Genomic DNA, 11,736 nt, shown 5'->3' with positions numbered 1-11,736 from the left:
GAATCGGCGGTCTCGCCGCATATGCGTGGTCACCGTGCTCTGCTCCTCGATCCATGCCTTCGGGTGGGCCGGCCGTACCGCCGCATCCGCTCCGCCGATGGCCGCGGACGGGCTCCGCCCGGCAGCACCACTAGACCGCGATCGACCCGAACGGCGCCCCGGTCAGCGCCAGCACACCCGCCGAGGCCGCGTCCTGGACCAGGTACTGGGCCAGCTGGGTGCGCAGGATCGCGGCCGTATGGTGCAGTTCGAGGACGGCCTGGGCGAGCGAGGTCTGATGGGTGGCGGCGGCCTTGTTCATATGCATCGCACCGTGGATCGAGGCCTCGTCCGCGCCGGACGGCACGACATAGGTGGCCGGTACGGTGGCCGCGGCCACCCCGGCCAGCCTGTCGGCGAGCAGATCCAGCTCGACCGCGGCGGCGAGGATGAGCTCCGGTGTGACGTCGACGTTGCCAATCATGTCCTCGACTCCTTCTGGTGGCGGCTCTTGGGCGGAACCACGAGAATTCCCCCTACGAGTAGATCGGACGCGATACCCCCGCTGGCGGTTCCATCGATTCCGAAACTTTCTCCGTCGGTCCAGCCCCCGCCCGTGCATCCCCTGCCGGCTTGTTGCGTGGACCAGACTGAGCTTAACCCCATCCCAGCTGATGGAGACGGTCTTCGTCAATCCCGAAATAGTGTGCGATTTCGTGGATCACGGTGATCCGTACTTCCTCGATCACCTCGGACTCGTCCGCGCACACGTCCAGCAGGGCGTCCCGGTAGATGGTGACGGTATCGGGCAGCGAGCCGCCGTAGTGGCTGTCGCGTTCGGTGAGTGCGATCCCGTGGTAGAGGCCCAGCAGATGCGGGTCGTCGGGATTGCGCGGTTCGATCAGGATCACCACATTGTCGATGGCGCGGGTCAGCTCGGCCGGGATCTGGTCCAGCGCATCGCCTACCAGTTCCTCGAATCGTGCCTCGGACATGCGGACCGGCATCGTCGGTGCTTCCGGCTACCGGGGCGCGGGACGCGGTTCCGGCTGCGGGGGCAGCGGTGCGGCGCCGGGCAGCGGCTTGGGCGTCGAACGTCCGGAGTTGGGTGGCGGCACGGGTTCCTGGCCGTTGATGAGCAACCGGCCCCGTGCCGGACCCACGATCGGCGCGAAACCCTCCTGGTCGGCGCCCTTTCCGATCATGCAGTCGAGTTTACGGCTACCCGCCAGCCAGCTGCGCACATCGATGAAGTCGAAGAACACCGTGAGCGTCTTGTCCCGCAGCACATGGGGGCCGCCGAGATAGTCGTTGGTGAGCCGGCCGCATTCCTCTTCCAGGTACCGATCCTGGTCCTCCTTGGCCGGTGGCCCGCCCGGGAAGCGCTGGGACAGATCCACGGTGGCCGCGATCTCGACCGCATGTTCCTGACTGCAGTCGATCGGATCGGTCGGGAGATTCTGGCTGATACCCAGGCAGACGCCGGGTTCGTAGACCTTCGACTGGTCGCCGTCGGACACCCGGCCCGTGGTGGCGATCGGATTGCCGCTGAGACCCGGGACCTGCAGCCCGCAGCGCAGGATACGGTCGCCGGAGTTGATCCAGCCGTCGTTGCTCGGATACATCAACCCGACGGCGTAGCGGCCGCGCGGATCGAGCCGGCCGTTCAGATACCGCTGGGCGGCGGGCACGCAGTGTTCCTCGCGGAGTTCGGTGAGGCGCAGGGAATCCGGCCACGGCGCTTCGGGCCCGAATTCGGATCCCGGGTAGACGCCGAGGTCGATGGTGTCGGTGACCTCGAAGAGATGGTCGTCGGCGCAATCGAGTTCGACCAGATCGGAGTGGTCGGGTTTGGTCCAGGTGAGACAGTCGCCGGTGCCGACGGAGGCGAACACCTTCTCGGCCTTGGCCACCGAGCCGCCCGGGCTGCGGGCCTGCAGATTGGAATCGTTGTCGAATCCACTGATCAGCATGGTGCCCAGGGCCGCGACCACCGCGCCCACGGCGACCGCGAGCAGGCCCCAGCGCAACCTGGGCGCCGGTACCCGCCGCGGTTTCCCGCCGGTCCGGCGGGAACTGCCCGGCGCACCGGCGCGGGGCCGGTTCCGGCGCTGCCCGGCCGCGCTCCGGCTCGGGGACTCCGGCGCTGCCGGTCCGTCGGGCCGCGGACGCGCGGCATCGGTCCTGCGACCGCGGCCCGGACGGGCGGCACGCGAGCGCAACGATTGGGCGCCGCGAGGGCCGCGCCGGCTGGTGGGCTCAGTTTCGGAGGACATCGCGGTCCATCATGGCAGCGCCGCACCCGAACATGCCACGAACCCGGCCGATCGGGATCGCGTGCGTGTTGTCCGAGCCGGGTCCGCGGCGGGCCGGGGCGATACTCGGTTGAGGCGAGAATTCCGCGACCATTACGCTGGTCAGCCATGATCGACCTCCGCCTCCTGCGCGATGATCCCGAGCTGGTCCGCGCCTCGCAGCGAGCCCGGGGCGAGAACCCGGCCCTCGTCGACGCGCTGCTCACCGCCGACCAGGCGCGCCGGTCCGCGATCGCGACCGCCGATAAATTGCGTGCCGAGCACAAGGCGATGGGCAAGCAGGTCGGCAAGGCGAGCAAGGAGGAGCGCCCGGCGTTGCTCGCACAGGCCCAGGAGATGTCGGTGCGGGTCAAGGAAGCCGAGACCGCCCAGCACACCGCCGAGGCCGAACTACAGGAAGCGCACCGGGCGATATCGAATGTCGTCCAGGACGGGGCGCCCGCGGGCGGCGAGGACGATTACGTCCTGCTCGAGACGGTCGGCGAAGTACCCGAATTCGATTTCACACCGCGTGATCACCTGGACCTGGGTGAGGCGCTGGGGCTGATGGATATGGAGCGCGGCGCGAAGGTGTCGGGGTCGCGGTTCTATTTCCTCACCGGCTACGGTGCGCTCCTGCAACTGGGTCTGCTGCAACTGGCGGCCCAGCGGGCGGTGGCCAACGGTTTCACCATGATGATCCCGCCGGTACTGGTCCGGCCCGAGATCATGGCGGGTACCGGTTTCCTGGGGCAGCACTCGGCCGAGGTGTACCACCTGGAAGAAGACGATCTGTACCTGGTCGGTACCTCCGAGGTGCCGCTGGCCGGCTATCACGCCGACGAGATCCTGGATCTCGCCGCCGGGCCGAAGCGCTACGCGGGCTGGTCGTCGTGTTTCCGGCGGGAGGCCGGTAGCTACGGCAAGGACACCCGCGGCATCATCCGGGTGCACCAGTTCGACAAGGTCGAGATGTTCGTCTACTGCCGTCCCGAGGACGCCGACGCCGAACACCGGCGGTTGCTGTCCTGGGAACGGGATATGCTCGCGGCCCTCGACGTGCCCTACCGGATCATCGATGTCGCCGCCGGTGACCTGGGCAGTTCGGCCGCGCGGAAGTTCGACTGCGAGGCCTGGGTGCCCAGCCAGGGCACCTACCGCGAGCTGACCTCGACGTCGAACTGCACGACCTTCCAGGCGCGCCGGCTATCGGTCCGTTATCGCGACGAGAACGGTAAGCCGCAGACCGCCGCGACGCTCAACGGCACGCTCGCCACCACCCGGTGGCTGGTCGCGCTGCTGGAGAACCATCAGCAGGCCGACGGTTCGGTGCGGGTTCCCGCAGCTCTGGTGCCTTTTGTCGGAGCCGACCTGCTCACTCCGCCGAACTGATGTGGTTGCACGGCGATAAATCGGGGTACCTCATATCTCCGGTTGGGTCGCCGGTGAGCTGATCAGTTGTTTAGGCTGTTCTTCGTGCGAGGTAGCGGGTCTCGCGGCGATACCCGAACGCGGGTACGGGCCGCGTCTGGTGTGGCAACTGCCATGGTCATGTCCCGGACCACCGGGGCCTTCTATGTCATGGGCGGGATCCTCGGTCTGCTGGTGACCGCTGTCGCGCCCACTCAGGTGCTGCACCCGGGCGACGAGGGCAACCGGATGCTGGTCGGTTCGGCCGCGGCGGTCGCCCTTTTGCTGGGGATAAGCCTGCTCGGGTGGGGTCCCCGGATGCCGCACTGGCTGCACCACGTCTACGTCGTTCTGGCGACGGTCCTGGTGACCATCGCCGTGCACTCGTTCCCCAATACCGTCGCGGCGATCACGCTCGCCTCGTTCTACGTGTTCATTGCCTGCGACGCCGCGCTGTTCTTCGCCTGGACACAGGCCGCGGCCCATATCGCGCTGTGTATGGCGCTGTGCCTGTGGGTGCTGCCGACCCGCGCCGGTCTGCCGTGGTGGTCCGGGCTCATCCCGGCGGGTATCACCTTCGGTGTCGGGGTCGTGGTGGGCATCCTGACCCGGATGGCGTCGGAGGCCGATATCGACACCCTCACCGGGTTGCTGAACCGGCGGGGTTTCGATCGCGCGCTCAATGCCGCGCTGGAACAGGCCGATCGTTCCGGCCAGGCGCTGGCGCTGGTCCTGGTGGACCTGGACCGCTTCCAGAAGGTCAACGATCATCTGGGACACCGCGCCGGTGACGCGGTGCTGCAGAAGGTCGCCGATACCTGGGCCGCCCTGCTCGGGCCCGGTCAGCGGCTGGCCCGCTACGGCGGTGACGTGTTCGCGGCGCTGCTGCCCAACACCACCGAGCAGGCCGCCATCCTGCTGACCGAGGAGCTGCGCGCCGCGGTCAGCACCGGGTGTTCGGCGGGGGTCACCTCCTGGCAGCCGGGGGAATCGGCGTCGTTGCTGGTCAGCCGGGCCGATGTGGGTCTGTACCGGGCCAAGCAGGCGGGTCGCAACCGCACCGTACTCGAGTCGGGGCATCGCACGCCGCTGGCCGTGGAACTGCGCGAAGCCATCGATAACGGCAGTCTGGACGTGCACTACCAGCCGATCGTCAGCCTCAGTGACGGCGGCGAGAAGGCGGTGGGGGTGGAAGCGCTGCTGCGCTGGTCCTCCAGCGCCCAGCCCGATGTCACCACCGAGGGGCTGATCCGGGTCGCCGAGGAGTACGACCTCATCGCGGACCTGGACGAACTGGTGCTGCGCCGGGCCTGCGCCGACGCCGCACAGCTGCAGGAGACTTTCGCCGCCCTGGAGCTCACCCTGAACGTGAACGTGAGCGGTCTGGAACTGGCGGAGTCGGGATATGCGGACAAGGTGGCCACGATTCTCGAGTCCACGGGCTGGCCCGCGGAGCAACTGGTCCTCGAGGTGACCGAGACCGAACTGGCCGCCGAATCCGATACCGCCATCGCGAACCTGCACACGCTGCGCGAGCGTGGTGTGCGGATCGCCATCGACGATTTCGGCACCGGATACTCCTCGCTGAGCCGGTTGGCCACCCTGCCCAGCGACATCATCAAGGTGGACCAGTCGTTCGTGGCCGCCATCCGCTCCGATTCGCCCGCCCCGCCGCTGCTCGGCGTGATCGCGGCCCTGAGTAAATCACTGGATCTGCAGGTCATCGCGGAAGGCGTGGAGACCGAGCACCAGGCCGCCGTCCTGACCGAACTGGGTTTCGCGCTGGCGCAGGGTTACCACTACAGCGATTCACATCCGGTGGCCGAACTGATCGGTGATATGAACAGCGGCCGCCTCGGCGGGTTGAGCACCCGAGCGCTGGGCGATGCCGCGGCCGACGAGAACGGCTGGGTACCGCTGTGAACTCCGGCCGGTAGCGACCCGCGTCCACAACGGGTGCGGTGCGCACGCAAGAAAACCGCTTGACCCGCGCGCACGCCTCGCGGATGCTGATCGCTATGCGACTGGTCTTCTACCACCGTTGAGCCGGATCCACGGATTCCGGCCGTAAGTCCGGACTACGCGCGCTCGCCCTGCGAGCGACCCTGTTCGCTGCGACCGGGGACCTGGTTCCCTACTACGCGCTGTACGCGCTCCTCTTCGCCGATCACGGCTTCGGCCCGGGGCAGATCTCGCTCTTGCTGGCCTTCTGGTCGGTGACGGCCTTTCTGTTCGAGGTCCCCTCGGGCGCGTGGGCGGATACGGTGTCCCGGCGTGGGCTGCTGATTCTGAACGGCCTGCTGATGTCGGCCGGTTTCGTGGTGTGGACGGTGGCACCGTCCTACGTCGGCTTCGCGCTCGGGTTCGTGCTGTGGGGCGTGGCCGGCTCACTGCGCTCCGGAACGTTCGAGGCGCTGCTCTACGACGAACTCGCCGCCCGCGGTGCGGCCCGGGCCTATGCCCGGGTGATCGGTTACACCCGCACGGGAAGCGAGTCGAGCGCGGTGCTCGCGATCCTCGCCGCGACCCCGCTGTACCTGTGGGGCGGGTACGAGCTGGTGGGCTGGGTCAGTGTGGGGTGCGCCGTAGTGCACACCGGGCTGGCCGCGAGCCTGCCCGCGGCGCCGAAATCCGTCTCGGCCGCCGACGTGGGCGAGCTGGAGGAGGCGGGTGCCGACAGCGCGACCCCCGCGGTCATCACCCCGGGTCCCCGGCCGGTGACCACCGGTCCGGGGGCCCGGGCCGAGGCCCCGGCCGGACCGGGAACGCTGGGGCGGTATCTGCTGATGCTGCGTACCGGTGTCGCCGAGGCGGTCCGGGTCCGGCCGGTCCGGCACGGCGTGGTGCTCGGTGCACTGCTCTACGGGATCACCGCGTTCGACGAGTACTTCGGGCTGGTCGCCGGGGAAGCGGGTGTCGCCACTTCGTTCGTTCCCGTTCTGGTGGGTGTGACCGTGGTCGGTTCACTGCTCGGTTCGCTGCTGGCCGGCCGGACCGAAGGGCTTCCCGCGCGCACCCTGGCGTGGGCGCTGGGGGCGGCCGGGGTGCTGTTCGGTGCGGGCGCGGTGGTCGCCGGGCTCGCGGTGCGCTGGCCGGGCGCGGTCTACCTGTGCACCGGACTGGGTTTCGCCTCGATCGCCGCCGCCTACGGAGTGGTGTACAACGCGGCGATCGTCGCCGAGGCCCGGCTCCAGGACGCCATCAGCGGGCAAGCGCGTGCCACGGTGATGTCGGTGTCCGGACTGCTCGAGGAACTGCTGTCCCTCGCGGTTTTCGGGTTCGTCGCGCTGGCCACACTGTGGCTGTCGGTCTCCTCGACGATCGCGCTGCTGGGCGTCGCCATTCTGGCACTGGGCGTGCTGACACCGTTCTGGCTGCCGGCGCGGCCGGAATCGGAGACCGAGGCGCAGACCTGAGCCGCGGATGGCCGGCCCGGTCAGCGCGGACGCCGGCGTCGGTAGGGTGCGGTCATGGTTTCGCGGCGGTGGGGTCTGGGTTCCGGGCTGTTGATCGGAGCCGGGGTCGCCGTCCAGGGACGGATCAACGGTGAGCTGGGCGCGCGGCTGCAGGACGGGGTCGCGGCGGCGGTGATCAGCTTCGGCAGCGGGTTCCTGGCGCTGGCGGTGGCGGTGCTGTTCAGCTCCCGGCTCCGGGCGGGGCTGCGGGCGGTCCGTCGCTCGGTCGCCGCGGGCGAATTGCGGCCCTGGCAGTTGCTGGGCGGGTTGTTCGGCGGGTTGTTCGTGGCGAGCCAGTCGCTGACGGTCGCCGCGCTCGGAGTCACGGCGTTCACGGTCGCGGCGGTATCCGGTCAGCTGCTGAGCAGTCTGTTCGTGGACCGGCTCGGCGTGGGCCCGGGCGGCCGCACCCCGGTCACCGCGGCGCGGCTCGGCGGCGCGGCGCTGGCGGTGGGCGCGGTACTGCTGGCCGGTTCCGGGGGCTCGGCGCCGGAATCGCTGCGCACCTCGTCGTGGCTCGAAGGTGTCCCGGGACCGCTGCTCCTGCTGCTACCCGCGGCGGCCGGCATCGGGCTGGCCTGGCAGCAGGCGTGGAACGGCCGGATCGGTACGACCGGGAGCCCGTTCGCCGCCACGGTGATCAACTTCGCCGTCGGCCTGCTGGGCCTGCTGGTCGTGGAAGCGCTGGTGGTGGCCCGGACCGGTGCGCCGGTCGAATTTCCCCGCGAGCCGTGGCTGTATCTGGGCGGTGTGATCGGCGTGCTGTTCATCGCCGCCGGCGTGCTGGTGGTGCGGTGGGTGGGGGTGCTGCTGATGGGTTTGAGCACGGTGGCGGGCCAGTTGACGGCCTCTCTCGTCCTGGACGGGCTGTTGCCCACGGGGGCGGAGCTGTCCCTGGTGAAAGTGCTCGGTTGTGTGCTGACGCTGACCGCGGTGGTTGTCGCGGCCAGAGCGCCGGTGCCGGGGGACCGCGAACCCGTGAGCTGAATACGCGCCGGGCCCCGGATGTGGGACATCGGGGGCCCGGCGCGGTCATGCGCGGTCAGTGTGGGGGGCGGAAATTCCGTAGCCGCAGACTGTTGCTGACCACGAACACCGAGGAGAACGCCATGGCGGCACCGGCCAGCATCGGATTCAGCAGACCGGCCATGGCCAGCGGAATCATCGCGACGTTGTAACCGAAGGCCCAGAACAGGTTGCCCTTGATCGTGCCGAGGGTGCGGCGGGCGAGCCGGATGGCGTCGGGGGCGGCGGTGAGGTCGCCTCGGACCAGGGTGAGGTCGGCCGCCTCGATGGCGATATCGGTGCCGGTGCCGATGGCCAGGCCCAGATCGGCCCGGGCGAGCGCGGCGGCATCGTTCACGCCGTCACCGACCATGGCGACGCGTTTGCCCTCCCGCTGCAGGCGTTCGATCACCGCGACCTTGTCCTGCGGCAGCACCTCCGCGATCACCTCGTCGATACCGACCTGCCGGGCGATGGCGGCCGCCGCGGTGGCATTGTCCCCGGTGAGCATGATCGGGGTCAGACCGAGAGCCCGCAGGCGGGAAACTGCCTCGGCGGAGGTCGGTTTCACCGTATCGGCGACCACGAGCACCCCGCGGGCCCGGCCGTCCCAGCCGACCGCCACCGCGGTGCGGCCCTGGCTTTCGGCCTCCCGCAACGACTCCTGCAGCGCATCGTCGAGGTGCAGCGCGTAGTCGGCGAGCAGGCCCGGCCGGCCGACGACCACCGCATGGCCGTCCACCACGCCCTCCACACCGAGTCCGGCACTGTTACGGAAGCTCTCGACCGGGGACAGCCCGGTCGTCCGTTCCCGGGCACCTTCGGCGATGGCACGGGCGATCGGATGTTCGGAGGAGTCCTCCAGCGATCCGGCCAGCCGCAGCACCTCGTCGGTGTTTTCGCCGGCGGCGGCCACCACGTCGACCAGGGACATCCGGCCGGTGGTCACGGTGCCGGTCTTGTCCAGGACGACCGTATCCACCTGGCGGGTGGATTCCAGCACCTCCGGTCCCTTGATGAGGATGCCGAGCTGGGCGCCGCGCCCGGTCCCGACCATGAGGGCGGTCGGCGTGGCCAGGCCCAGCGCACAGGGGCAGGCGATGATCAGGACCGCCACCGCCGCCGTGAACGCCGCCGCGACCGAACCGCCGGTGCCGAGCCAGAATCCGAGCGTGGCGACCGCGAGCGCGATCACGATCGGTACGAAGACACCGGAGATCCGGTCGGCCAGCCGCTGGGCCTGTGCCTTTCCGGTCTGCGCGTCCTCGACCAGTTTCGCCATCTGCGCGAGCTGGGTGTCCGAGCCGACCCGGGTGGCGCGCACGGTGATCCGGCCGCCCACGTTCACGGTGGCGCCGGTGACCGCGTCCTCGGGCCCGACCTCCAGCGGCACCGATTCGCCGGTCAGCATGGAGACATCGACCGCCGAGGCGCCGTCGGTGATCACGCCGTCGGTGGCGATCTTCTCGCCCGGCCGCACCACGAAACGGTCGCCGACGGACAGTTGTTCGACCGGTATCCGCTGTTCGGTCCAGTCGTCCGGTCCGGTCCGGCGCAGGACCGAGACCTCTTTGGCGCCGAGTTCGAGCAGTGCCCGCAGCGCCGCGCCCGCCCGCCGCTTGGACCGGGCCTCGAAGTACCGGCCGGCCAGGATGAAGGTGGTGACCCCGGCCGCGGCCTCCAGATAGATGCTGCCCGTGCCGTCCATCCGGGCGATCGTGAACTCGAAGGGGTGTGTCATCCCCGGCGTACCGGCGGTGCCCCAGAACAGCGCGTAGATCGACCAGCCGAACGCGGCCAGGGTGCCGAGCGAGACCAGGGTGTCCATGGTCGCGGTGGCATGGCGCAGGTTGGTCCAGGCCGCCCGGTGGAAGGGCAGGGCGCCCCACACCACGACCGGCGCGGCCAGGGTCAGCGACAGCCACTGCCAGTTGGTGAACTGCAACGCCGGGATCATCGCCATGGCGATCACCGGCACGGTCAGCACCAGCGAGATCAGTAGCCGGGTGCGCAGCCGGTCGGCGGGGTCGGCCGGTTCGGTGGTGTCCGGTTCCGCGGCGGACGGCTGCGGCAGGCTCGCGGTGTAGCCGGCCTGTTCCACCACCGCCACCAGATCGGACGGCGCCACGGTGTCCGGATAGTGCACCCGGGCCTTCTCGGTGGCGTAGTTGACCGTCGCGGTCACACCGTCGAGCCTGTTCAGTTTCTTCTCGATGCGATTGGCGCAGGATGCGCAGGTCATCCCACCGATCACCAACTCGACCTGCGCGGTCTGGGTATCGGTCTGCGCGGTGTCCGGTGCGGTCTGTGTGCTCATCGTTGGCTCCGTTGGCCGGGGGTCAGTGCCCATGGCCGTGTCCGGTGGGTTCGGGGGCGGTCTGCGCGTCGTCCGGGGTGTGCCCGGCCGGGTCCCCGGCGGTTTCCGCGACGGGCACGGTGAACTCGGCGCGGTGCACGGCTCCGCCGTGGCGGAACTCGAAGAACAGCCGGTAATCACCCGTGCCGGGCGCCGTCACAGCGAAGGTTACGCCCGGTCCGGCCGGGGTGCTCCCGTCACCCGGGTGACCGGCCGGATGGACGTGGAGATAGCCGAGGTCGGCGGTCCGCAGCGCCACGAGATGACCGTACGCCCCCAAATAGGGCTGCAGGTCCGTCACGGGCTCGCCGTCGCGGGTGACGGTGAAGGTGACATCGGTGGCGCGCCCCGGAGCGACGGTGCCGTTCAGGGCGACGGTGTAGCCGTCCACGGTGGCGGTGGTGTTCGGCGCGGGCAGCGGGCGCGGCGTGTACTGCCCGGCGACCCGCAGTTCGGCTCCCAGAGTGAAGGGTTGTCCGTCGGCGGTGACGAAATCGGCGAAGACCCGGTGATCGCCGGCACGGGTGAGGTCGACCGGGGTGCTCCAGGTGCCGTCCGGCCCGAGCACCGGATGCAGATGCTGGTAGCCGGCGGTATCGCGGCGAACCAGGATCAGATGCAGATCCTTCTCGTGGTTCGGGGTGTACTGCGTCACCGGCCGCCCGGTGCTGTCCTCGATCCGGAACCGCAGCGTCGCTCCGCGGGCGGCGGTGGTGACCGGGTCGTCCAGGACCAGGGTGTAGCCCCCGGCACTGCTGGTCAGCCCACCGGGGGTCGCGTCCGCGGCGGGTTCACCAGCAGCGGGATGGTGGGTTTCCGGCTCGCTGTCCCCGGTGCCGGCCAGGGCACCGACGCCCAGCGCGACCCCGAACAACGCGACGAGTCCGAGCGCGAACCCGGCAAATTTTGTCGGCGTATTCATTCGATGCTCCGTTTCCGTGGAGGCTCCGGCGGCTCTCCGCCCTCCCACTCTCCAGTGATTACGGTACCCCCCTAGGGTATTTTGTCAACAGGGCAGGTGGGGTCACCTCCTGAAGGCGACCATCCCCGACAAGCCGCACCCGAGAGCGTCCACGTCCCCCCCACGCGCCGCATGCCGACCCGGACCTCGAATCGCCGACGTAACCCCGTGCGTCGAGTTTTACGAGACGGGCCTCAACCCTTTGAGGTGTCTCGTAAGACTCGACTCATCTGGTTGCGTCGGCATTCGATGTCCCGAGTACGAATGCGGCGACCA

The 11,736-nt window shown here is 69.6% G+C and carries 9 protein-coding genes; 4 read left to right on the top strand and 5 right to left on the bottom strand.

The window, feature by feature from the left end; all coding sequences use genetic code 11:
- Positions 1–130: 130 nt before the first annotated feature.
- The 3 genes from NF4_RS02480 to NF4_RS02470 form a co-directional block, all read right to left on the bottom strand.
- Positions 131–463, bottom strand: coding sequence for a PE family protein (locus NF4_RS02480; RefSeq protein ID WP_030524372.1), 333 nt, complete (start codon positions 461–463; stop codon positions 131–133).
- Between the two features lie 172 nt (positions 464–635).
- Positions 636–986 carry a metallopeptidase family protein gene (locus NF4_RS02475; RefSeq protein WP_063125643.1) on the bottom strand — a complete coding sequence of 117 codons (351 nt, stop codon included), beginning with the start codon at positions 984–986 and terminating at the stop codon, positions 636–638.
- A gap of 15 nt (positions 987–1,001) precedes the next feature.
- Entirely contained in the window at positions 1,002–2,255 is a 1,254-nt protein-coding gene (locus tag NF4_RS02470) for a septum formation family protein (RefSeq protein WP_084532797.1), read from the bottom strand.
- A gap of 147 nt (positions 2,256–2,402) precedes the next feature.
- Here NF4_RS02470 and serS point away from each other — a divergent pair, with 147 nt between their 5' ends.
- The 4 genes from serS (at position 2,403) to NF4_RS02450 (ending at position 8,125) form a co-directional block, all read left to right on the top strand.
- Entirely contained in the window at positions 2,403–3,665 is a 1,263-nt protein-coding gene (serS, locus tag NF4_RS02465; protein WP_063125641.1) for a serine--tRNA ligase, read from the top strand.
- A gap of 159 nt (positions 3,666–3,824) precedes the next feature.
- Positions 3,825–5,606, top strand: a complete 1,782-nt coding sequence (locus NF4_RS02460) for a putative bifunctional diguanylate cyclase/phosphodiesterase (RefSeq protein ID WP_232330279.1) — start codon at positions 3,825–3,827, stop codon at positions 5,604–5,606.
- Positions 5,607–5,776: 170 nt separating this feature from the next.
- The gene (locus NF4_RS02455; protein WP_063814479.1) at positions 5,777–7,099 is read left to right on the top strand and encodes an MFS transporter; all 1,323 of its coding nucleotides are present in this window, start codon (positions 5,777–5,779) and stop codon (positions 7,097–7,099) included.
- Positions 7,100–7,153: 54 nt separating this feature from the next.
- Complete coding sequence (locus tag NF4_RS02450; RefSeq protein WP_063125638.1) at positions 7,154–8,125, top strand: DMT family transporter; 972 nt, start codon at positions 7,154–7,156, stop codon at positions 8,123–8,125.
- 55 nt (positions 8,126–8,180) lie between these two features.
- On the opposite strand, the gene NF4_RS02445 is transcribed toward NF4_RS02450, so the two are convergent.
- Together NF4_RS02445 and NF4_RS02440 are read right to left on the bottom strand one after the other, a co-directional pair.
- Complete coding sequence (locus NF4_RS02445) at positions 8,181–10,460, bottom strand: heavy metal translocating P-type ATPase (protein ID WP_063125637.1); 2,280 nt, start codon at positions 10,458–10,460, stop codon at positions 8,181–8,183.
- A 22-nt stretch (positions 10,461–10,482) separates the two neighbouring features.
- Complete coding sequence (locus tag NF4_RS02440; protein ID WP_063125636.1) at positions 10,483–11,421, bottom strand: DUF8832 domain-containing protein; 939 nt, start codon at positions 11,419–11,421, stop codon at positions 10,483–10,485.
- Positions 11,422–11,736: the final 315 nt, after the last annotated feature.

Source organism: Nocardia fusca NBRC 14340 (genome assembly GCF_001618425.1).
GTDB classification, from domain to species: domain Bacteria; phylum Actinomycetota; class Actinomycetes; order Mycobacteriales; family Mycobacteriaceae; genus Nocardia; species Nocardia fusca.
This window is presented reverse-complemented; position numbering and strand designations above follow the sequence as displayed.

Excerpts from the sequence above, each read along its gene's own strand:
- NF4_RS02480 (WP_030524372.1), bottom strand. The coding sequence starts at position 463 with ATGATTGGCAACGTCGACGTCACACCGGAGCTCATCCTCGCCGCCGCG.
- NF4_RS02475 (WP_063125643.1), bottom strand. The coding sequence starts at position 986 with ATGCCGGTCCGCATGTCCGAGGCACGATTCGAGGAACTGGTAGGCGAT.
- NF4_RS02470 (WP_084532797.1), bottom strand. The coding sequence starts at position 2,255 with ATGTCCTCCGAAACTGAGCCCACCAGCCGGCGCGGCCCTCGCGGCGCC.
- serS (WP_063125641.1), top strand. The coding sequence starts at position 2,403 with ATGATCGACCTCCGCCTCCTGCGCGATGATCCCGAGCTGGTCCGCGCC.
- NF4_RS02460 (WP_232330279.1), top strand. The coding sequence starts at position 3,825 with ATGTCCCGGACCACCGGGGCCTTCTATGTCATGGGCGGGATCCTCGGT.
- NF4_RS02450 (WP_063125638.1), top strand. The coding sequence starts at position 7,154 with ATGGTTTCGCGGCGGTGGGGTCTGGGTTCCGGGCTGTTGATCGGAGCC.
- NF4_RS02445 (WP_063125637.1), bottom strand. The coding sequence starts at position 10,460 with ATGAGCACACAGACCGCACCGGACACCGCGCAGACCGATACCCAGACC.
- NF4_RS02440 (WP_063125636.1), bottom strand. The coding sequence starts at position 11,421 with ATGAATACGCCGACAAAATTTGCCGGGTTCGCGCTCGGACTCGTCGCG.